Annotated in this window: 16 protein-coding genes; 15 read left to right on the top strand and 1 reads right to left on the bottom strand. The window is 51.0% G+C overall.

Annotated features, from left to right (window positions below; genetic code table 11):
* Positions 1-11 precede the first annotated feature (11 nt).
* Both VO84_RS15820 and VO84_RS15825 read left to right on the top strand, forming a co-directional pair.
* On the top strand, positions 12-1,115 hold the full coding sequence (locus VO84_RS15820) for an acyltransferase family protein (protein WP_197414052.1): 1,104 nt from the start codon (positions 12-14) through the stop codon (positions 1,113-1,115).
* 117 nt (positions 1,116-1,232) lie between these two features.
* Positions 1,233-2,708: an O-antigen ligase family protein gene (locus VO84_RS15825; protein WP_058188526.1), complete on the top strand. Its 1,476-nt coding sequence runs from the start codon at positions 1,233-1,235 to the stop codon at positions 2,706-2,708.
* Positions 2,709-3,017: 309 nt separating this feature from the next.
* On the opposite strand, the gene VO84_RS22895 is transcribed toward VO84_RS15825, so the two are convergent.
* Entirely contained in the window at positions 3,018-3,191 is a 174-nt protein-coding gene (locus VO84_RS22895; protein WP_197414053.1) for a hypothetical protein, read from the bottom strand.
* A 43-nt stretch (positions 3,192-3,234) separates the two neighbouring features.
* Here VO84_RS22895 and VO84_RS15830 point away from each other — a divergent pair, with 43 nt between their 5' ends.
* The 13 genes from VO84_RS15830 to VO84_RS15895 all read left to right on the top strand — a co-directional run bounded on the left by VO84_RS15830 (position 3,235) and on the right by VO84_RS15895 (position 22,240).
* The gene (locus tag VO84_RS15830) at positions 3,235-5,094 is read left to right on the top strand and encodes a hypothetical protein (RefSeq protein ID WP_058188527.1); all 1,860 of its coding nucleotides are present in this window, start codon (positions 3,235-3,237) and stop codon (positions 5,092-5,094) included.
* A gap of 387 nt (positions 5,095-5,481) precedes the next feature.
* A complete protein-coding gene (locus VO84_RS15835) occupies positions 5,482-6,999 on the top strand; it encodes a lipopolysaccharide biosynthesis protein (RefSeq protein WP_058188528.1) in 1,518 nt (505 codons plus the stop codon).
* A 69-nt stretch (positions 7,000-7,068) separates the two neighbouring features.
* Positions 7,069-7,977, top strand: coding sequence for a beta-1,6-N-acetylglucosaminyltransferase (locus VO84_RS15840; protein WP_058188529.1), 909 nt, complete (start codon positions 7,069-7,071; stop codon positions 7,975-7,977).
* Positions 7,978-8,093: 116 nt separating this feature from the next.
* On the top strand, positions 8,094-9,008 hold the full coding sequence (locus VO84_RS15845) for a hypothetical protein (RefSeq protein WP_157439918.1): 915 nt from the start codon (positions 8,094-8,096) through the stop codon (positions 9,006-9,008).
* A 9-nt stretch (positions 9,009-9,017) separates the two neighbouring features.
* Positions 9,018-10,832 carry an asparagine synthetase B family protein gene (locus VO84_RS15850; RefSeq protein ID WP_058188531.1) on the top strand — a complete coding sequence of 605 codons (1,815 nt, stop codon included), beginning with the start codon at positions 9,018-9,020 and terminating at the stop codon, positions 10,830-10,832.
* A gap of 24 nt (positions 10,833-10,856) precedes the next feature.
* The gene (locus VO84_RS15855; RefSeq protein ID WP_058188532.1) at positions 10,857-11,819 is read left to right on the top strand and encodes a glycosyltransferase; all 963 of its coding nucleotides are present in this window, start codon (positions 10,857-10,859) and stop codon (positions 11,817-11,819) included.
* A 49-nt stretch (positions 11,820-11,868) separates the two neighbouring features.
* A complete protein-coding gene (locus VO84_RS15860) occupies positions 11,869-13,149 on the top strand; it encodes a hypothetical protein (RefSeq protein WP_157439919.1) in 1,281 nt (426 codons plus the stop codon).
* 8 nt (positions 13,150-13,157) lie between these two features.
* Complete coding sequence (asnB, locus tag VO84_RS15865; protein WP_058188534.1) at positions 13,158-15,038, top strand: asparagine synthase (glutamine-hydrolyzing); 1,881 nt, start codon at positions 13,158-13,160, stop codon at positions 15,036-15,038.
* Between the two features lie 188 nt (positions 15,039-15,226).
* A complete protein-coding gene (locus tag VO84_RS15870) occupies positions 15,227-16,468 on the top strand; it encodes a glycosyltransferase family 4 protein (protein WP_058188535.1) in 1,242 nt (413 codons plus the stop codon).
* 54 nt (positions 16,469-16,522) lie between these two features.
* On the top strand, positions 16,523-17,863 hold the full coding sequence (locus VO84_RS15875; protein ID WP_231737986.1) for a nucleotide sugar dehydrogenase: 1,341 nt from the start codon (positions 16,523-16,525) through the stop codon (positions 17,861-17,863).
* A gap of 225 nt (positions 17,864-18,088) precedes the next feature.
* Positions 18,089-19,315 (top strand): glycosyltransferase family 4 protein, encoded by a 1,227-nt coding sequence (locus VO84_RS15885; RefSeq protein ID WP_058188537.1) that lies wholly within the window; start codon positions 18,089-18,091, stop codon positions 19,313-19,315.
* Between the two features lie 171 nt (positions 19,316-19,486).
* Positions 19,487-20,947, top strand: a complete 1,461-nt coding sequence (locus tag VO84_RS15890) for a polysaccharide deacetylase family protein (RefSeq protein WP_157439920.1) — start codon at positions 19,487-19,489, stop codon at positions 20,945-20,947.
* Positions 20,948-21,058: 111 nt separating this feature from the next.
* Positions 21,059-22,240, top strand: a complete 1,182-nt coding sequence (locus VO84_RS15895) for an FAD-dependent oxidoreductase (RefSeq protein WP_197414055.1) — start codon at positions 21,059-21,061, stop codon at positions 22,238-22,240.
* Positions 22,241-22,282 lie beyond the last annotated feature (42 nt).

Genomic DNA, 22,282 nt, shown 5'->3' on the forward strand with positions numbered 1-22,282 from the left:
CTTGTTTTTAAATGCAACCGCTGCCGACTATGACGCCCATTGAGACCGTGCCTCAGGAAAATCAGAATCTAGCGGCGAAGCCCAAGTTGCCGGCGACAGCCAGCTCACCGAAGGCCCCGCGGATTCACGCGCTCGATTTCACAAAAGGTGCGCTGGTCCTCATCATGGTGCTTTATCACTGGATCAACTATTTCATTGGGCTGGAATGGCCATACTATCGCTATCTCAGATTCCTGAGTTCCTCATTCATCTTCATTACCGGGTTCATGATCTCCCACATATATCTCTCAAAGTATGCAGCGGCTGACCCTCGACTTTGGAAGAGATTAGTTACAAGAGGCGTGAAACTGATGGCAATCTTCCTGGCCCTGAACGCGGCTCGCGATCTTGCCATTCCGATACTGGGGACGGGCACCGCAGAGCAAAGCCTGCCATCACTTCAAGATCTTTTTACGATTTTTGTGTCCGGGAATTTCACCGTTGCTGGAAATAAGCTCGTTTCCTTCACGATTCTTATCGTGATCAGTTATGTGCTCATATTCTCGGGGGTGCTCATGCCCCTCTTCAACCGGTACAAGTACACATTTCATGTTGTATGCCTGCTGCTTCTGCTATCGATTGCGATGCTGAAGGTATTCGGTGCAGGGAGCTACAATCTAGAATTCATCACCATTGGAATGCTGGGCGTGGTGGCCGGGTTCATGCCTATTCAGAGGCTGAACGATATTGTTCGCCATCGGTATGCGCTTTTTTTTGCATATCTTTGCTATACGATTGCAATCTCGATCTGGAATGTCCCATTCCCTCTTCTCCTCGTCGGTGTAGCGCTAAACCTCATGGCTCTTTACGCTGTGGGTATTAGCAGAAGCGAAACCGGCGTGGCTATGAGCGAGGTCATTTTATTGGGAAAATATTCCTTGTTGGGATACATATCGCAGGTCGCAATTCTTCAGATTCTTAGCGCGGTATTTCATCACATTAATCTTGGGCTTGCTGCGCTGCCAGTCTCTTTCGTCGCGGCATGTGTACTGACGATCGCGACGATTGAAGTGGTCAATCGCGCAAGAGCAAGATCCGGCAGCGTGGATAAGCTGTACAAGGCAGTCTTCGCCTGAACCGCTGCAGTGAGAGCGAACAGACAGGTACGGGGCTTTTTCGTCGGAGCCGAAGGATGATCTGATGCGTCAAGCAGCGCAACATGAGGCATCCAGTCACATGAATACGGAGAATCGATGGGCGCCCCGCTTGCCCTCCTAATTTGCGCTATTGTAGTTGCCGGACTTTTCTATCTTGATCGGGATAAGTCGGCTCGAGTCTCTAAAGGCCTCTGGCTTCCAACGATCTGGATGTGGATCGTGGGATCGAGACCGATTTCCATGTGGCTGGGGATATCGGGTCCTTCGTCCGGCGCAGCGGCCCTCAACGCAACTCTCGAAGGAAGCCCTCTGGATGCCGCTATCTTTGAGGCTCTCATCGCTGCGGCTGTCGTAGTCCTGGTTCGGCGAAAGAAAAAAGTAAATCCGCTACTCAAGTCGACTCTGCCCGTACTTCTGTTCTTCGTGTACTGCTTGATGAGCGTGGCGTGGTCGCCTTACCCTGAATCGGCTTTTAAGCGCTGGATTAAATGTGTCGGCGATCTCGTCATGGTGCTGGTTATCGTTACGGATCCCCGTCCGATTGCGGCCCTGAGACGCCTTTTTTCTCGCGTCGGCTTTGTTCTTTTTCCACTTTCTATCGTACTGATCAAGTGGACGAACCTGGGGGTCATGTACGACGAGACTGGTCCTCACTTTACAGGTGTCACAACCAATAAAAACACCTTTGGGCTCATGCTGTATGTCGTCGCGATTGGTCTAGCATGGAACCTGTTTATGGTGCTTTCTGATAAGAAAGCTCCTAATCGTCCTCAACGTCTGATAGCGCACTGTGCTGTTCTTGTTCTCGGAATTTTGCTTCTGCACGGTTCTCGCAGCGCAACGTCCCTCTTTTGCTTCATTCTGGGAAGTTTCTTAATCTTTGCGACCGGGATGCGAATGTTCAAGAATCGCCCTGGCCGGGTGCATGCTCTATGTCTCGGAATCCTGCTGATGGGAGTGGCAGGGGTGGTTCTAGGGGGGGGAGCAAGTGCGACTGCAATGGGCAGGACGGCAGACTTTTCAGGACGTACTGAAATCTGGGCGGCTGCGATTGCTTCGGCCGATAGCCCATTGATTGGCACCGGCTTTGAAAGCTTCTGGAATGCCAACAGCCACAAAGTTGTGCAACTACTTGTGGCGCAGGGCTACGAAGACATATCGAATCTCAATTCAGCTCACGACGGCTATCTGCAGATTTATCTGGATCTTGGCTGGGTTGGTGTATTCTTGCTGTCGACCATCCTAATAGGCGGGTATTTGAAGGCTGTCAAAGCATTTCAGCGCAATCGCGAGATGAGTTGCCTGGGTCTTGCCTACATCATCACCTGCGCTTTTTACAACATTACTGAAGCAGGCTTCAGGATATTGACGCCGTCCTGGTTCTCTTTACTGCTTGCTGTAATCAGCTCGAGCGCTATCACTATTGGCCTGATTCCCTCTGAAGAACGAAAATCTCGGGTCTCGCGTGGTTCTGCAGCGAGCAAGACGATTGAAAGTAACGATCCCGTACGTCCCGCGCGTGTTGCTTTTGCAACTGGGTCTTCAACCGCATTTCAGGGTCCCAGAAAATAAGCCGGTCGTGAAATTGGACGAAGCAATGATCAGCCCAAAGGGACCTATCAACGCGTCGTATCAGCGCAAGTTCAGGGGGTTAAAAGGACCAATTTGGAACTCTAGTAACAATTTCCAATTCTCCTAGCCCAGTAGGCATGCGACTTCGGTTATTCGAATTTTATTACTTTCGTCACAAAAAACGTTGGATTGCTGATAAGCTATATCTACGGTCGGGACGATCGTTAAAATTATGAAGAACCTACAAGAGAAGTTCTGCCTCTTATTGTTTGTCCTATTGGGAATTTTCTTTTTGATTCCCTCGCCTGCTCATTCACAACAGCTCTGGACCGGTCTTCTTTCCCCAAGCCGGGCGACGAACTGGTCGAATGCCGGAGCAACAATTTCAACCACGCGAACGCAATGCGCGACATCGGCCTGCAACACGGTGAGTAACGGAACAAGTGTTACTGCAGCATCGATTAACGCGGCAATTGCCTCCATGTCTTCAGGTCAGTACCTTCAGATCCCTGCGGGAACCTGGCCAATGAGCAGCGGTATTTATTGCAACTCCGGCAAGAACTGCAGTAACCTTACGATTCGCGGCGCCGGGGCGAACTCAACCTTTCTCGTGTGGTCGGGTTCCGGTGGAGGGTCGGGCGATTGTGCTGGCCATGACGTCTGCTTTGCGAGTACCGATACGAACTACTGGGGAGGGCCTTCAAATACGGCAACCTGGACTGCCGGATATGCTTCGGGCTCAACCAGCATTACATTAGGCACTGTCAGTGGCTCGGCTCCAGTTGTAGGGCAGCCAATCGTACTGGATCAGATAGATAATCAGTCGGATAATGGCGGCCTCTACGTCGGATGCGAGATTGGTGGTTCAAGCGGGGGGGATTCTTCGCCGGCTTGCTATTCATTGGCCAATCCCAATGGATACGAGCGCGGCAACAATTCGCTCTCTACGATTCGCGGCCAGCAGCAGATTGTAACGGTCACAAGCATCTCCGGTAGCGGCAAAGGCCCGTACACTATCGGGATTTCACCGGGAATCTATGCTGGCAACTGGAATAGCGCCCAATCTCCCGGGGCCTGGTGGGCCACAAGCCCGGTCTATGGGGATGCTGTCGAAAGCCTCTCACTCGATCACACAAGTGGCGGAGATGGAATTACGTTTTTCAACTGCCAAGGGTGCTGGGTGAAGGGAATTCGTAGCTTGCGTGGATCGGCGACTGGTACCGCATGGGGCCACGTTACATTCTCGATCTGCAACAAGTGCACGGTGGAACAGTCTTATTTCTGGGGATACGCGGGAGACACGTACGGAGTGTCGGTCGATATGGCAAGCGATTCGCTTATCGAGTCAAATATCTTTCATTACTACGCCGGATCTCTTGCGTTTTACAACTCCGACTGCGAGGGGTGTGTCTCTGACTTTAATTTTACCCCTGGACAGTTCTTTGCCGGCTCATCTAACTGGCAAGCGGGAACAATTGAATTTCATGGAACCGTGCTTTTTTCAGAGGCCGAAGGGAATATCGGAGCTCAGTATTACGGTGACAGCTTCCACGGAACACACGACTTAAACACATTCTTTCGCAACCGGCTGGATGGCCGAGAGCAGAACAATGGAACGTTGACTGTTTCTAATACTGTTCCGATTATCCTTAATCCCGGAGATCGCTACGAAAACATAGTTGGCAACGTTCTTGGAGCATGGAACGGGACGAACGTTTTCCACAAAACCTATGCCTCGACGCCCACTTCGTTTGCCAATTACGCAACCTCGGTTTACGGCTTAGGCATCTATCCGGCGGTTTATTCTTCTTCCTGCACGTCCGACTGTTTGCCGTTTGATACGTTATCTCAATCAACGACTCTGCGGTGGGGCAATTACGATGTAGCGGACAATGCCGTCCACTGGTGCGGGAATTCCACGGATGCTGGTTGGTCAACCACTTGTAAAGGTGCTTCGGAGGTTCCGAGCACACTAAGCTCGTACGGTAACCAAGTGCCAACGTATGGAGACACCTCCGCGGGACAAAGCCCAATGCCGCCATCACTTTTTTATTCAGCCCAGCCTTCCTGGTGGCCTGCAGGGAAAGCATGGCCGATCATTGGCCCGGATGTTACAACTGGAAACGTGGGGCAATGCTATGGCGGAACGTACTCCACAATGGAAGTGACAACCTCGCAAGCAAGTCAGTGCACCAAAGCCGGCGGAACATTCACAGCGCTTCCAACGGTTGTTAGCAATCCGGCAATGGATTGCTACTTCGATCAGATGGGCGGTCCAATAAGCGGCGGTGGAAGCGCATTGAGTTTTACCTGTACCCCTCCTTCCTCTACTACCACCACCGTCCCTCCTCCTTCCGGTGTTAATGGGGCTGTGATTAAAAATTAAGCAGGACGCAGGCAGGGATGTTCGCTATTCGTACGTGCAACTGCCTGCGATCTTTACCTGGATGGCCTTGGTTCCGGAGATGATATCGAAAGAGGCAACGTACTCTCTCTCCATATCTCTCTGGAATCATTCGCGGCTCGGTTTGTATTTGGTGCGTAGAACCGTGAATCAGGCGACATGAATATATTCGATCATGTGCCTGGAGCAGAGCCTGTGTAGAGAATCGCTCGGCGATACTTCTCGTTTACGGCCGCGTCAATTCAAATTGCGTGATATTGGGATTCGGCGTTGCAGGTTATGCCGCAGATGGCATATTCTGAAAATATCTCATCACTATTCTGCATAACGTCAGGGCTAAGTGTAGGTCCGCTCATTTTCCGATTCCGCATGTCCACTTCTAAAAGCACAGACCCATTTTCTACCGAACACCTCCACGCGGACCTCAAGGGCAGGTCGGTTCGCGGTGGGGTAGTTACGGTCACTTCGCAGGTCCTGCAGTTTTCGGTTCTGACAATCTCGACAGTCGTTTTGGCGCATATTCTTACACCGCGCGACTTCGGCCTTGTAGCAATGGTGACTGGTATTACAGGGTTAGCTCAATCATTTGCAGATCTCGGCCTTTCCGAAGCGACGATTCAGCGCCCGGATATCAATCATCAGCAAGTCACTAATTTGTTCTGGATCAATGTTGCAATAGGACTTGGATTGACGATCCTCACGATCGCATCCGCACCTCTCCTAGCCTGGTTTTATCGAGAGCCGCAGGTCAGGAATATAGCGCTTGCGGTGTCTCCCGTTTTCTTCATTTGTGGTCTGAGAGTCCAGCACGATGCGCTTCTCAAACGCCAGATGAGATTCACGGCGCTTGCGATCAGGGATGCGATCATCTGCCTAGTTGCGGTACCGATTGCGATTTTCTCGGCGATGCACGGAGCGGGCTACTGGGCGATCGTGATTCTTCCCCTGGTGCTGAATTTCACGGCTGTGGTTCAGTCCTGGTTAATGGTCAGGTGGAGACCAGGGCTTCCTAAGCGAGGCGTGGAAATACGCAAGCTGATTAGTTTTGGTGGGGATGTTGCGGCATCTTATCTCATCCTGACCGCAGCCCGGAGCATGGATAACGTTCTGATTGGGTGGTATTGGGGCGCAGGGCCCCTCGGGCTATATTCGCGAGCATATAACCTGCTGATGATCCCAATTCGGCAGCTTAGCGGCCCGGCATTTAGCGTTGCTGTGCCGGGATTCAGCATCATTCAGTCGGATCGAGAGCGCCTGGCGCATTACTACTTGCGGGCGGTTGCAATTCTGGTGTGGATTGCCGCGCCAATATTCGGATTCCTCTTTGTGTGCGCATCGCCCATTATCCTACTGGCTCTTGGCAATCGATGGAATGATGCGGCGCCTGTTTTTGAAATTCTTGTCATAGGCGCTTTAGGCCAATTGCTTATTCAACCGACTATCTGGTTGATGGTCGGCAAGGGGGACACGCGGCGGCTTCGCAATCTTCTGAGCGTTGTCGCAGTAATTATCATCTCAAGTTTTGCCATCGGCTTGCCTTTTGGCGTGAAGGGTGTAGCTGTCATGGGATCGACTGTAATCATGGCAATCCTCCCCTGGGTTCTGAAATTCAGTTTTCGTGATACGCCTTTGACTCTTCGCAGATTTTTGGGCGCAGTGTACTGGCCAATTGCGGTGTGTTGTGGAGGAATCGCCTTGGCAGAGATCACTTTACATGTGTGGAAACCAACTGGCGCTCTGCTTCAACTTGCAGCTGCTGGGCTGAGCTTCGCAGTAGTTTATGCAATGTCGTTATTCATTCCTGCTGCTCGAAAAGACCTGATGACAGTTGTTTCCGTCTTTGCGCGTCGCAAGGCTCCTGCGACACCGGCTGCGGTTGCTGGTTGATGTCTTTGCGCTTTTAGCGAATGACACGCTCCTGAAAATAAAGAATGATTGACCGGAGCTGGAAGATCGATGAAGATCGCGTACTTGAATCTCGTTCACAAGAACCCCCGCCTTCTGGCAAGAGCTATCAAAACTCTTTCTGAGGGGGAAGCAGCTTTTTTTGTTCACGTTGACAAAAAGGCAAGTTTTGAAGGCTTCGCTGATATTGCCGCGGATCATGTTTTTTTTAGTGAACGTCGAATTCCGGTATATTGGAGCGAATTCTCAAACGTCGAAGTACTGCTTCAGCTCATTCGCCAGGCACTGAGCTCGCCTGCAGGATATGACTATATTGTCTTCATGCAGGGTGCAGATTATCCGTTGCGCAGTGGCAAGTATATTCGAGAATTTCTGGAACAGAATCGCGGCCGAGAGTTCTTAAGTATGGTTAAAGTGCCGGCCGATGGCTATCCGGTTTCAAGAATAAACACTCTGAGGTTCACATCCGATAAGCCGATCCGCCAATTTGTCATGAGGGCTCTGGCAAAGTTTGGGTTAGCAACGCGGAATTACAAGAAACATCTCGGAAGTTTGGAACCATATGCCGGGGATGCGTGCTGGGCACTGTCGAAGGAGGCATGCAAGTACATACTGCAGTTCACCGATGAAAACCCGGGCGTGGCCTCATATTTCCGTTATGTCTTCTGTCCGGAAGAATCATTTTTCCACACTATCCTGGGCAATTCTCCATTTCGAAATCGCGCTCAAAGAAGCTTGCTATACAGATATTGGCCGAAAGCGAGTGCCCATCCAGAGATGCTTACCGGCGAACACATCGCGTTTTTCGAAGGACAACAGAAGATTCGGGTCGAAGATCAGTTTGGTGCGGGAGAGGTTTTATTCGCCCGCAAGTTCTCGGATGAGAGTCTGGAACTGGTAAACCGTTTGGACGCCATGATTGTGCGAAAGGACCAGCATGAGTTGGAAGCGGTCCCATAAATAGCTGAAGCAGTTTTTGCCAGAGTTTGATGCGGCTGGCGACACAAAACGAGTAGGTTAGAAGAAAGACACTCACCTCGTCACTTATTCCGACGATTTCAACGAATGGACAACTGATGGATACGAACAAAGGCAAACTCCGCCTTGAAGGGAGAAAAGTGTTGTTGCGTGGCCGGCTCTGCCGGGTTGCGGAGGTTGAGGGAGAAGGATACAAGTTCCTGAGCGATCCCAAATCGGCACTCGCGGCACTGCGAGATGCCCGGTCCGCAGATGTTTTCACCTTTTTGCAGGAACTACCTGAGACTTCACCGATATATCCCTATCCCTTTGAATCGGACAATCTGGCGGTGCTGACGATCTCCACATTTGATCAGTGGTGGTCAGAACAGATTGGATTCAAAGCCCGCAATAAAGCCAAGCAGGCGGAGAAAAAAGGGCTCGTGATTAAGGAAGTACCCTTTGACGACGAACTTGCTCGCGGCATCTGGGAAATATACAACGAGGTTCCCGTCCGGCAGGGTCGTCGCTTTCCGCACTACGGAAAGAGTTTTGAAGCGGTACGCACCATGAGTGCAACGTTCCTCGACAGCAGTGTCTTTATCGGTGCCTTCGACGGCGAAAAACTGATCGGCTTTATCAAGCTGACTATGAACGACGCTCGGACGCAGGCCGGGCTGATGCACATCCTCTCGATGGCCGGCTATCGGGATAAAGCTCCGACAAACGCACTGGTTGTGCAGGCTGTGCGCTCCTGCGCTGCTCGCGGAGTTGTCCGCATAGTGTATGCAAATTTTGCGTACGGCAAAAAGAATACGAGCAGTCTAAGCGACTTCAAGGAGCGAAACGGATTTCAACGGGTGGATGTGCCACGGTATTACGTTCCAGTTACTTTGTGGGGATCGATCTCGCTTCGTCTCGGCCTGCATCGCAAGCTGTCTGAACGCATGCCAGAATCAGTGGCGTCGAAGCTGCGTGAACTTCGCTCGCGCTGGTACGCTCAAAAATTTCAACTCAAAGCAGATTCGCTCTAGGAGACCGTTTTGCCGGGAATCGTGGGCCTAATTACAAAACTACCTCAGGCTGCCGCTGAGCAACAGTTGCTCGCAATGGTCAAGAGTCTCATTCATGAGCCGTTCTACACTTACGGCACATGGAGTGACCCGCAGCAGGGGGTATACGTGGGATGGGTGGCTCGGCGCGACAGTTCCTCCGACGGCATGCCGATTCGCAATGAAGATGGCCAGATCACACTTTTCTTTGCGGGCGAGGAGTTTCCGGAACCCAGTTTAAAGAACTCGCTTCGACAGCGCGGGCATCAATTTTCGGATGAAGATTCATCCTATCTGGCTCATCGTTATGAAGACGAGGCAGATTTCCCAAAGGGATTGAACGGGCGATTTCATGGCCTGGTGGTGAACCGCCGCCAAGGCAGTGTAACGCTGTTCAACGATCGCTACGGGCTACAGCGCCTTTACTACCACGAGTCGAAGGACGGATTCTATTTTTCGCCGGAAGCCAAGGCGATTTTGAAGGTTCGTCCGGAACTGCGTTCGATCGATCCGCGTGGGCTTGGAGAGTTTGTCGCCTGCGGCTGTGTGCTCGATAATCGAACGCTCTTTGGCGGCATTTATCTTCTTCCGCCTGCGTCAGTCTGGGGCTTTCGAAATGGAGCGATTGCAGAGAAGAAGCTCTATTTCGAGCCGAAAGAATGGGAGCAGCAGGAAAAGCTCGATTCAGAAGGGTACTATCGCGAACTTCACAATGCCTTTGTCGGTAATCTGCCGCGTTATTTCAATGGCCGCGAGCGGGTTGGAATGTCTGTGACGGGCGGAATAGACTCGCGCATCATTCTGGCGTGGCACAAAGCGGAGCCGAACTCACTTCCTTGCTACACGTGGGGCAGCACATATCGCGACCATGAAGATGTAAAGCTTGCGCGCCGCATCGCTGGAATTTGTCAGCAACCTTACCAGGTGCTTACTGCGGGACCGGATTTCATGTCGCGGTTTGCCCATTACGCCGAGCGCACAATTTATCTGGCTGATGGCTGTGTAGATCTCAGCCGCTCGCCCGATCTTTACATTCAGGAAAAAGTCCGCGAGATTGCGCCTGTGCGCATGGTGGGCACTTACGGCAGTGAAATTCTCATGCAATCGGTAATGTTCAAAGCCGTGGCGCCGGCAGCGGGATTGTTTGCGCCATTGCAGGAACAGGTTGATAACGGTATTGCAACCTACAGCGCAGCTCGGCAAGTTAACCCCATCACGTTTGTCGCGTTTCGCCAATCGCCCTGGCATCACTATGGCATTCTGGGCCTGGAACAAACGCAGGTGGGGATTCGCGCGCCATTTATTGACAACGAAGTCGTCAGGGCCGCGTATCGAGCGCCTGGTCCGGACAGCGTGGCAACAAACGAGGCGGCAAGGGCCCGGCTCATCCGCGAGGGAAATCCCGCACTGGCAAAGATACGTACTGATCGGGGCATCGGTGGACTCAACAGCTCATTGACGCGTATGTATCTGGAGTTCTTCTTTAAAGCAGAGTATGCCTACGACATGGGCATGCCGCAGTGGATGGCGCGTGTCGATCATGTGTTCGCTCCTCTGCACCTGGAACGTATCTGGCTCGGTCGCCACAAACCCTTCCATTTTCGGGTTTGGTATCGAGATCAGCTGAGCGATTACGTACGCCAGATACTTCTCGATGATCGTGCGCTGTCGCGGCCTTATGTAAATCGTGCTGGAGTCGAGCGTGTTGTGAAGGGTCATCTGCGCGGAGACGAAAACCATACAGACGAGATTCACAGGCTCTTGTCGCTGGAACTGGCACACAGAATTTTCGTCGAATCCAACTAGGCGGGCAGGGGCTCAAAAACTGACATGAAAAACGAATCTAACAATCTTCCTTATGTCTTGATTACTCCTTGCAGAAATGAAGCACGCTTCATTGAGGAGACACTCAAGTCTGTTGTGTCCCAGACGATACTTCCGCTGAAGTGGGTCATCGTAAACGATGGCTCGACAGACGCGACAGAAGAGATCGTGACGAAGTATGCGGCACAACACAATTGGATTGAGCTGATCAATCGTCCAGCCAGGAAGGAACGCCATTTTGCAGCCAAGGTCGAGGCAGTCAATATCGGCCTGGAGTGCGTAAAGTTGCTTCCGTATGAGATCGTCGTTAACCTTGACGGGGATGTCACGCTGGACAGCGATCACTTCGAGTTTCTCCTATCCAAATTCAAGCAGGATCCGCGGCTGGGAGTTGCCGGTACGGTGTTTCATGAGCCGGGCGGATATAACTCTGGAACTGATAGTTTCGAAGGACAGACATACGTCTCCGGACAGTGTCAGGTCTTCCGCCGGAAGTGCTTTGAAGAGATCGGCGGATACATTCCCAGCAAGGCGGGCGGAATCGACTGGATGGCTGTCACAACGGCTCGCATGGTCGGATGGAAAACACGCTCGTTTCGAGAGAAATCTTTTCTGCATCACCGGCCATTGGGAACGGCGGAGCGGGGGGCGGTCGCTTCGGCCTTTGCCTATGGCAAGAAAGATTACATTCTCGGCGGCCACCCGCTCTGGGAGGTCTTCCGCTGCACCTATCGAATGACGAAGCGTCCCTACGGGATAGCAGGCGTCGCGCTCTTCGCCGGATATGTGTCCGGCTTCTTAAGCCGTGCAGAGCGGCCTGTGTCGGATGAGCTTATGCGCTTTCATCGCCGTGAGCAGATGCTGAAGCTGAAAACCATCCTCTCATCGCTGGGCAGGCTCAAGAGCATCAACAATTTTGAGGTTCTGCCAGCCGAACCGAATTCGGCCCAAACCACCACTGCGAAGTAACGCAGCTTGCAGATTTGCCGTTTCAACACCCTTGAATGGACTTGCCATCATGTCAACTGTACCAGCCGTCGTCGATACTCATCCAATAGCTAAAACAGGCTCTTTACAGGGCGAAGAAGTCCTTCGTGGTGTGAACCGCTTTATCTCCTGGCTTGACCGTTATGGTGAGACCTCCTGGGATTTTCAAACTTTTTACGCAAGCGACCTATGTCGAAATATTAAGCAGCTTTACTATCGCCAGCCACTTCTCGGCACGGTTGCTGTCTCTCCTATCATCTTCTGCGAAGCCTTCCTGCCTTCTGCTCGAAGACTCTTTTGGAAACGCCAGAGATTCCCAATAGCAGATGCACATTACGCTATGGGCTTTGCGTTTCTGTCGCGTCATCTAAATTCTGAAGCACACTATCAGCGCGCGCGTCACTTTTTGCAGGTGCTCGAAGAGACTCGCTGCGCCGGGCATGATCGGTATTGCTGGGGTTATCCATTCAACTGGGGGACCCTGCGCGGGACGATCTGGCAGGGAACGCCGCTCATCACCACGGTGCCTTACGTGTATGAGGCCTTCCGCGAAGTTCACGCGATCGATAATGATGCTCGCTGGCGTGAAATCATGCGGTCCATCGCAGAGCACGGCGTGGAGGATTATCACGATTTCAAAACTTCAGAGCTTGCGTCTTCCTGCTCCTACAGTCCATTTCCCGAGCAGTCAGTGGGCGTTGTCAATGCAAATGCCTATCGCGCTTTTATGCTTACGCAGGCGGCGATAGATTTTTCTGACGATCGCTATTCAAAAGTCGCCAGCCGGAATCTTCATTTTGTGCTTGAGTCTCAGAATGCAGACGGATCCTGGCATTACGCAAACGACGGCACGAGACATTTTGTCGATCACTTTCACACGTGCTTTGTCATGAAAGCCCTTGCCAAAATCGAAGCGCTGACCGGCAATGCGGAATGCACGCAAGCAATCGAGCGCGGCGTCGATTTTTATGTGCGTAACCTCTTTGATGAACACGGTGTGCCTAAGCCTTTCGCAAAACCACCTCGGCTAATTGTGTATCGCCGTGAGTTGTACGACTATGCCGAGTGCATCAATCTCGGTATGTTGCTCAGGGGTCGTTTCGAAAAACTGGATCTGCTGGTTGACGGCGTTGTGAACCAAGTTCTGACGATTTGGCAACGTCCAAATGGCTCGTTCCGATCGCGACAACTGCTGTTCGGATGGGATAACGTTCCGATGCATCGCTGGGCGCAGGCTCAGCTGTTTCGTAGTCTGTCTCTGCTCCTGCTGAAAAGTGATCAGCACAAAAATATTTCAGGCGCGAGGGCATAAGTTTAGATATGTGCGGAATATGCGGACAATTTAATTATGGCCGGCAAGCTCCGGTCCTGCTGCGCGAGGTACAACAGATGGCGCGCAGTATTATTCATCGCGGCCCCGACGACGAAGGCTACTACGTTAACGACCGGATTGGATTAGGCTTCCGCCGTCTCTCGATTATCGATATTGAGGGCGGCCATCAGCCAATGTCCGATGCTGAGGAAACAGTGCGCGTAGTCTTCAACGGGGAGATATACAACTTCCCAGAGTTGCGCCGCGAACTTGAAAGCTTTGGCCATGTCTTCCGCACTCGCTCTGATACCGAGGTGATCGTTCTCGGCTACAAACAATGGGGCGACGATGTTCTCAATCATCTGAATGGAATGTTCGGGCTCGCGATCTGGGATGAACGCAAACGCCGACTGCTGATTGCACGCGATCCCTTCGGCATCAAGCCAATCTATTACAAGATTAAAGATGGCAGCGTATGGTTTGGTTCGGAGATTCGAACTATTCTGGCCACGGCAAAGGATAATCCTGAACCAGACCCTACCGCGCTGAATCTTTTTCTTAGGTATCGCTTTACTCCCTCGCCTTATACGGTTTTCAAGGGGATAAGCAAGCTCGCCGCCGGAACGATGCTGATTTTCGAGGATGGCAAGTCGAGTCAGCGCCGCTGGTACCGCAACAATCCCCACCCATTCTCTCCGATGAAATCCGAAGCTGAGGCTCGCGAGGAGTTACTGGAGATTTACAAGCGTTCCGTCAAGAGACATCTGCTCAGTGACGTGCCGGTAGGATTGCTACTGAGTGGCGGCATAGATTCCTCGTTACTTCTGGCGCTCATGAACCTATATGGGAAGTCGTGGCGTACATTCACAGTTGGGTACGGTAAAACTTTTGCGGATGACGAACTGAGCGATGCGGCGCAGACTGCCGCTGAGTTCAACGCCATGCATACAGAGGTTTTGCTCGACCGGAAGACCTTCGAGGATTCATTGCCACGGGTGGTGGAGTTCATGGAAGAGCCTGTTGCCACTCCCTCGGTTTTGCCGATGTTTTTTGTCTGTGAGCGGGCCCGGCGCGATGTGAAGGTAGCACTGATCGGGCAAGGCCCCGACGAACTGTTTGGCGGATATCGCCGGCATCTGGGAACTCGTTATGGCCAGATCTGGGGCACTATGCCTAAATGGGTACGAGGACCGATTTCTTCCATGGTTGAGGCGCTACCCAGGAATGAAACCTTGAAGCGTGGCGTGCGCTCACTGGATACGCCGGATCGCCTGCGGCGATATCAGCAGGTTCTTTCACTCCTGCCTGATGGACAGATCGATGGCCTCTTCAAATCGAATATTCTGCCCCCTGCGCCAGGAGACGAAATTCTGAAGTCGTGGGGCGACTTCTCCGATCTGATGGACCACACCGATGAACTGGGTGGCCTGCAGTTCATTGAAATGCGCTCTACTCTGCCGGATGAACTACTAATGTATGGCGATAAGCTGTCCATGGCTCACAGCCTGGAAGTGCGTGTACCTTATCTCGACAAGGAGGTCGTCGAGTTTGGCGAAAGGCTGTCTGCGGGCTTTAAAGTGCGCAATGGCGTGGGCAAATGGATTCACCGGGAAGTCTGCAAGTCCTTCCTTCCTGCATCGATTATGCGCCGCAAAAAACGTGGCTTCGCCATGAATGTTGTGGACGAATGGTTCCGGGCTGAGCAGTCGAAGAAAATGGAAGGAATGCTGCTGGATCCCCAGTCACATATATTCGACTATCTGCAGTCTGCAGCCGTTCGGGCACTTCTGGATCAACATCGCTCCGGCGCGAGCGATCATCACAAAATTCTCTTCAGTTTGGTTGTTTTGGAAGAGTGGCTCCGTGGTAGCGTGGTGCCTGCGGTTTGAGAAGTGCATCGATAGTGGAATTGAATCTAGACAATTAGTTCACTTAACATTGTCTGAAGCTATCCGGTGTTCGGTGTTGGCTGATCCAGCGACTTCAAAATGAAGAACGCAAGGGTTGGTTATTCGACGACCTCCATTGTGTGGTTATGCACCATTGATCTCCTAACAGATACAGACTTATGAGTGGTATGCCAACTCTAGTTGAAGACATTTCGGTTCCTGCTAATCTGTCCGTCCGACAGGCCCCATTAGAGGTCTCCTTGCTGACGGGCGGAGTCGATCGGCCGTATGCCCAAGGTCTGGCGATGGCTCTGATTGCTAAAGGCGTTCGTCTGGACGTTATTGGCAGCGATTATGTTGATAGTCCGGAAATGCAAACTACGTCCGGGCTGCATTTTTTCAATCTATGGCCGCCCCAGTCGGCGAATCGCACAGCGGTCGGCAAGCTTTCGAGAGTGCTGCGGCATTATGCCAGCCTTATTCGGTACACCGCAGCGGCAAAGCCGAAAGTCTTTCACATCCTCTGGAACAGCAAGGTCCAGTTTTTTGATAGAACTCTTCTGATGCTCTACTACAAAGCTATGGGTAAGAAGGTTGCACTCACAGCGCATAATGTCAATGAAGCTAAGAGAGACGGAAAAGATTCATTTCTAAATCGTCTGACGCTGCGGATGCAGTACTGGCTGACGGACCACATATTCGTGCATACACAAAAGATGAAGGATGAACTTATCTCCGACTTCGGAGTACGCGACCGTGTAATCACTGTGATTCGGCATCCCATCAACGATGCTTTTCCCGATACAAGTATGACTCCTGCTGAGGCAAAGAAAAAACTGGGCTTGCAGAGTCACGACAAGGCGTTACTTTGCTTTGGCAGAATCAAGCCGTATAAAGGCATTGAGCACATGTTGGAGACATTTAGGATCCTGGCCAAACAAGACAGGAGCTACCGTCTCATCATTGCGGGCGAGGCCGAAAAAAGAAACGAGGACTATCTCAACGAAATCAAGCGGCTGATTCCGTCAGAGCTGATGCACGACGAGCGGATCCTTCTTAAGGCCCAGTTCATTCCCGATGAAGATGTCGAGCTTTATCTGAAAGCCGCCGACGTGATGGTTCTACCCTACAACCAAATCTTTCAAAGTGGCGTGCTTTTCCTCGGCTACAGTTTCGGATTGCCAGTAGTTGCGACGGATGTTGGCTCATTCAAAGAAGAAGTTATTGAGGCTAGAACAGGATTCATGGCTCAACCGGGCGATCCGGCAGATCTGGCTAGAGCGATCAACGACTACTTCTCTAGTGATCTCTATAAGGATCTAGGGAAGACGCGGACGGAAATCAAGGAACACGCCGACACGCATCACTCATGGACCGCCGTCGCCGAACTGACACGGAATGCCTATAGTAGTAGCCTGAAGAAAAACTAGAAAAGCGGAAGACTTCTTTGCATCGGTTGATAAGGTGTATGCAAAGAAAAACGAATGATTGAGCATACGGGGAAGGAAGATACGTTGAGAATCAGTGTGTTTGGTTTGGGATATGTTGGCACGGTTTCTGCTGGCTGCCTTGCGTACGACGGTCATGAAGTAATCGGTGTGGATCCAGTCCAAGGCAAAGTTGACATCATAAATGCCGGACAATCACCGATCATCGAAACGGAAATCGGAGAAGTTATCTCTGAGACCGTTCGCACCGGTCGGCTCCGCGCAACAAATGATGTGAACGAAGCTATCAATAACACAGATTTGTCGTTTATTTGCGTAGGAACTCCAAGTCTGCCGAACGGCAATCTCGATCTCGCCTATGTTCTGCGAGTTTGCGAAATGATCGGCGAGGTCCTGAAGAAGAAGGCAGGGAATCACACAGTCGTTATTCGTAGCACAATTCTTCCGGGGACAATGCGGCGGATTGTAATCCCCACATTGGAAGAGCACTCAGGCAAACAGGCCGGCGTCGACTTCTATGTCTGCAATAACCCTGAGTTTTTGCGGGAAGGCTCGGCAGTAAAGGATTTTCGCAGCCCACCGAAGACGGTCATTGGCCAGCTTAATGAAGCTGGTGGCGAACTCCTGGCAAGCCTGTACTCAGGACTTGATGCGCCACTCATTCGGACCGATCTGGAAACCGCTGAGATGGTGAAATATGTGGACAATAGCTGGCACGCGCTCAAGATTGGCTTCGCGAATGAAATCGGAAACCTCAGCAAAGTTCTCGCGATTGATGCGCACGAAGTAATGAAGATTTTTTGTCAAGACCAAAAACTGAATATCTCTCCGGCTTATCTCACTCCTGGTTTTGCGTTTGGGGGATCCTGTCTTCCAAAAGACCTGCGCGCGCTGAACTACAAAGCAAAGGTAAGTGATCTGGAACTTCCAATTATCTCTTCGATACTGCCAAGCAATGAAATGCAGGTGAATCGGGGGCTGCAAATCATCCTAGGGAAGGGGAAAAAGAGAATCGGAGTTCTCGGTTTCAGCTTTAAGGCTGGAACAGATGACCTGCGCGAAAGTCCAATGATTGAAATCATTGAGCGGCTGCTGGGCAAAGGGTATGAGCTGCGCATTTACGACAAGAATGTCAGTGTCGCAAGCCTGGTTGGAGCCAACCGAGATTTCATCCTGAATAAGATTCCCCATATATCACGTCTGATGGTTGATAAAATCGAAGATGTGCTGGATTTTGCGGAGACCATTGTTGTAGGAAACCGAGCTCAGGAATTCGTTGGCGTAACTGAAAGAGTTCGGCCGGGCCAAACGGTTGTGGATTTTGTGCGAATAGCCGAACAGAGGAGTGAGAACGGCTACGATGGTATTTGCTGGTGAATTCCTTGACTGTTACTCAAGGAATGCAGACTTGATATTCACATGCATATTCAAGCTTTTGATCTGATCAAACTTGCCGCAGCAAATGAGACCTACATCGTAAGTGGTCAGCACTGTAGCCAAGACAAGCATAGGCAGCAGATTCTGCAATCTACCGCGGTGGCCAATAATATATCGCGTCTCTGCAGGACTCGACATGAAATTTCATAAACAGACGAGGTATATGTGAGAGAGAAGGTTCTCATCATCGTTGAAAACGCACCCGTTCCGCTGGACCCACGTGTCTGGAAGGAAGCGCTTGCGTTAAACGAGGCAAACTATGATGTAACGGTTTTGTCTCCCAAGTACAAAGGCTATACGAAGGGCTATGAGTTAATAGATGGAATTCATATCTACCGTCACCCTATGCCGAAAGAAGGAAATGGGGCATTTGCATATATATGGGAATATTGCTGTGCTCTGTTCTGGGAATTCTTGCTCTCGTGGTGGATTTATTTCCGACGCGGATTCAATGTGATACAGGCGTGCAATCCGCCAGACACTATTTTCCTGATTGCCCTGCCGTTCAAGCTTTTTGGCGTTAAGTTTATTTTTGATCACCATGATGTCAATCCAGAATTGTATCTGGCGAAATACGAAAGAAAAGACTTTCTGTATAAGGTTCTAGTGTGGCTGGAGAAAATGACCTTCCTAGCCAGCGATGTCGTTATCGCAACAAACGATACCTACAAGGAGATCGCGGTGACACGGGGCCGTAAAGCACCCGAGCGCGTGTTTGTTGTTCGCAATGGACCGAACCTGACAACGTTTCGACCGGTCGCCCCAAATCCCTCGCTAAAGTACGGGAAACCTTACCTAGTTGGATATGTTGGCGTTATGAGTGCTCAGGATGGCCTGGACATCCTTTTAGGCGTGGCGGAGTATATCAAGGCACTGGGAAGGCTAGACGTTCACTTCACTTGTGTAGGCAGTGGTCCAGCTTTCGTGGAACTACAGCAAATGGTCATCGAAAAGAACATTGCTGATATTGTGAACTTCACAGGGAGGATTCCAGATAAAGATCTCCTTGAAATTCTTTCCACAGCGGATATCTGTGTCAATCCCGATAAACCATGCCGTATGAATGATATTTCAACCATGATCAAGATCATGGAATACATGGCTATGGGGAAGCCGATTGTCCAGTTTGACCTTAAGGAAGGAAGAATAAGCGCACAGGACGCGTCACTGTATTGCGACAAAGAGAACCAAGTCGCGGATTTTGCAGACAAGATACTATGGTTAGTTGATCATCCGGAAGAGAGGCAACGGATGGGAAAATTTGGCTATACGCGCGTCCAGACGGAGCTTGCGTGGAGCTACTCCGTCGGGAATTTGCTTGCTGCCTATGAGAAGGTTTTTAGCGAAAAACGCAGGAAAAGTACGCTGCAGAGCAGCCCCTCGGAGCTATGAATAGAGATTCGAAGCGCGACTGGAGTACAAATTGGACATGGGAACATTTTATTACTGAAGAAACGCGGAATATAAAGTCTGGAACTGATTAGGTCTGCTTTCGTTTAAGCAGGCATCGGTCTGTGATCGTGTCAATTGTCATTCAAGTTAATGATGTAACGCTCTGATGCATTGCGCAACTATAACCACGATGTCTATCCGAAGTCGTCATTCAATTTTGCTAACGAGATGAACAATTACTTAACTGATTATTACCGCTGCCCGGAACAATATGCGCACCTTGCATTGAAAGAGAGTCCCCTTGTGTCACGCGGGTACTTTCGCTTCGGAGACTGCGGCACATACTTTGGAAAATATCATGGGCGGCAACTTGCGTCACGTGCCACAGAGACGCTTCACGATGGCCTCAGCGATGCTGTGATCGAAGAGGGCTCAGTCTCTCTTTGTTTCGATCCCGCCGAGGTTATCGAAAATCTTCGGCAGGAACTCTATGCAGAGGATGACAGCGAGGGATTATCCTCTTTAGTAGCTCAGGCCTACTATTTTGTGCGACCGTTGCTCCCTGTAAGCGTGCGAAGCAAGCTTCAAAAGTTCCGTTTGAGAGGATGGAACAAGCTGAAGTTTCCGCAGTGGCCGGTAGATTGCTCGGTGGATCTTTTGCTTGAGCGCTTATTGCTGTTATCTTTACGGGCCAACAAAATCGAGCGAATCCCTTTTATCTGGTTCTGGCCTGAAGGGAAATCAAGCTGTGCCATCGTGACGCACGACGTCGAAACGAAGGTCGGAAGAGACTTCTGCCGAGTGCTGATGGATATCAATGACTCATTTGGAATCAAGGCATCGTTTCAGGTTGTTCCAGAGGAACGTTACGACGTCCCGATGGAATATTTGGATTCCATCCGCCAGCGTGGATTCGAAGTTGTTGTGCATGATCTGAACCACGACGGTCGCTTGTATAAGAACCGCAAGCAGTTCCTGGAGCGCGTAGCAAAGATTAATTCCTATGGCAGACAGTTTGGGGCAAAAGGATTTCGCGCAGGAGTTCTTTACCGGAAGCAACCGTGGTACGACGCGTTCGAGTTCTCCTACGATATGTCTGTTCCGAATGTGGCACACCTTGATCCGCAGCGAGGAGGCTGTTGCACGGTGATGCCATATTTTCTTGGAAATATCCTGGAGATACCTGTAACTACAATTCAGGATTACACACTGTTCAACATCCTGCATGATTATTCAATCGATATATGGAGAGAGCAAATTAGCCTTATTATGGCGCGTCATGGGCTGATGAGCTTCATCGTGCATCCAGACTATGTTATGGGGCAGCAAGAGAACGGGACATACCAATCCTTGTTAAAGCATTTGGCAACGTTGAGAGACGAAAAATCTCTGTGGATTACTACACCTGGGGAAGTTGACAGTTGGTGGAGGCAGAGAACGCAGATGCGAGTAGTCGAAAAGCAAGATGGTTGGGGTATCGAGGGTCCAGGCAAGGAACGTGCCGTCCTCGCGTGGGCAAGTGAAAGAGATGGACGACTTGTAGTGAGCCTGGAAGGAGCAAATGAACCCGATTTGCAATATCCTTCGAAGGCTGCAGAGCAGAACTGGCAGTCGGAAACCACTTCAAGATAAAAAATCTATTGTTTATAGATGTTTTTCCTCATCCGACCTAACGAAAGTAGTCTTAGCTCAGATCCGGCTATATATCTCGTACGAAGCAGAGAGGGAGAGAAGGACAGGGAGATGGCAGGTAGTTCACCAGACATTGACATAGCTATTATTGGTGCGGGTCCCTATGGATTATCTGCGGCAGCTCACCTGCGTGAGGCGGGGATAGAGGCCCGGATATTCGGCAAACCCATGGAATTTTGGGCCGACAAAATGCCGGCAGGAATGCTTCTGCGGTCACCGAGGCCGGCTTCAACGATTTCAGACCCCAGGTCCAAATTCACTCTGGAAGCATATGAATCGGCGAATAATATAACGCCGGCTCAGCGCACTTCATTGGAGACATTTGTAGGTTACGGAAAATGGTTCGTGCAACAGATAGGCTCTGAGCTTGACCAACGAAATATAGGCACGGTCAAAAAAGAGAATTCCACGTTCAAGCTTGTGCTTGAGGACGGTGCTCAACTCACGGCCCGCTGTGTGGTGGTGGCAGCAGGTGTCGGAAATTTCCGCAGGACTCCTGCGACGTATGCGAAGTTATCTGAAAAGGCTTGCTCGCATTGTTACGACGGTCGCAAGTTAGTCGGCTTAGGGAAGCGCGTAGCGATAATCGGTGCAGGGCAGAGTGCCTTGGAATGCGCGGCGTTGCTTGGGGAGGCTGGTGCGGAGGTGGAAGTGATTGCCCGAATTCCCATGCTTCGCTGGATTGGAATGCATCCTAAGCTACATCGACTCGGACCGATCTCCAAGATGCTCTATTCGAAGCATGACATTGGTCCAATCGGGATTAGTCGGCTAGTTGCTTACCCGAATATGCTTTATCATTTTCCATTGGGGTGGAGAGATCGCATCCGAACTCGTGCGGTGCGTTCAGCAGGTGCTCCGTGGTTAATTCCAAGGCTTGGTAATGCAAAGATTACGACTGGGCGCAATATCGTTTCTGTTACCGAAATAGGGGACGAGGTCAAGCTCGTGCTTGATGACGGCAGCGAAAGGCGGGTAGATCACGTGCTGCTGGGTACCGGATATAGCGTGGATATTACGAAATATAGGTTTCTCGCCACAGACCTGATACAGGCGATCGAACAGTTCAACGGATATCCTAAGGTTAGACGGGGATTACTTAGTTCGGTGCCGGGACTGCACTTCCTCGGAGCACCAGCAGCGCGGAGTTTTGGTCCACTACTTAACTTTGTTACCGGGACGGAATTTGCATCGAATGAACTGGTCTCCAATTTATCCCGGAAGCTGAACTGAGGAGCGCACATTCAGAACGCGGATAAAACGGAGATTTCAGCA

The sequence above is a fragment of the Occallatibacter gabretensis genome, from assembly GCF_001449115.1.
In the GTDB taxonomy this organism is placed as follows: Bacteria; Acidobacteriota; Terriglobia; order Terriglobales; family Acidobacteriaceae; genus Telmatobacter; species Telmatobacter gabretensis.

What these genes read in the sequence shown, in the direction of transcription:
- VO84_RS15870 (WP_058188535.1), top strand. Translation starts at nt 15,227, where the DNA reads ATGCCAACTCTAGTTGAAGACATTTCGGTTCCTGCTAATCTGTCCGTC.
- VO84_RS15845 (WP_157439918.1), top strand. Translation starts at nt 8,094, where the DNA reads ATGGATACGAACAAAGGCAAACTCCGCCTTGAAGGGAGAAAAGTGTTG.
- VO84_RS15840 (WP_058188529.1), top strand. Translation starts at nt 7,069, where the DNA reads ATGAAGATCGCGTACTTGAATCTCGTTCACAAGAACCCCCGCCTTCTG.
- VO84_RS22895 (WP_197414053.1), bottom strand. Translation starts at nt 3,191, where the DNA reads ATGGAGGCAATTGCCGCGTTAATCGATGCTGCAGTAACACTTGTTCCG.
- VO84_RS15875 (WP_231737986.1), top strand. Translation starts at nt 16,523, where the DNA reads ATGATTGAGCATACGGGGAAGGAAGATACGTTGAGAATCAGTGTGTTT.
- VO84_RS15860 (WP_157439919.1), top strand. Translation starts at nt 11,869, where the DNA reads ATGTCAACTGTACCAGCCGTCGTCGATACTCATCCAATAGCTAAAACA.
- VO84_RS15830 (WP_058188527.1), top strand. Translation starts at nt 3,235, where the DNA reads ATGAGCAGCGGTATTTATTGCAACTCCGGCAAGAACTGCAGTAACCTT.
- VO84_RS15855 (WP_058188532.1), top strand. Translation starts at nt 10,857, where the DNA reads ATGAAAAACGAATCTAACAATCTTCCTTATGTCTTGATTACTCCTTGC.
- VO84_RS15825 (WP_058188526.1), top strand. Translation starts at nt 1,233, where the DNA reads ATGGGCGCCCCGCTTGCCCTCCTAATTTGCGCTATTGTAGTTGCCGGA.
- VO84_RS15895 (WP_197414055.1), top strand. Translation starts at nt 21,059, where the DNA reads ATGGCAGGTAGTTCACCAGACATTGACATAGCTATTATTGGTGCGGGT.
- VO84_RS15820 (WP_197414052.1), top strand. Translation starts at nt 12, where the DNA reads ATGCAACCGCTGCCGACTATGACGCCCATTGAGACCGTGCCTCAGGAA.
- VO84_RS15835 (WP_058188528.1), top strand. Translation starts at nt 5,482, where the DNA reads ATGTCCACTTCTAAAAGCACAGACCCATTTTCTACCGAACACCTCCAC.
- asnB (WP_058188534.1), top strand. Translation starts at nt 13,158, where the DNA reads ATGTGCGGAATATGCGGACAATTTAATTATGGCCGGCAAGCTCCGGTC.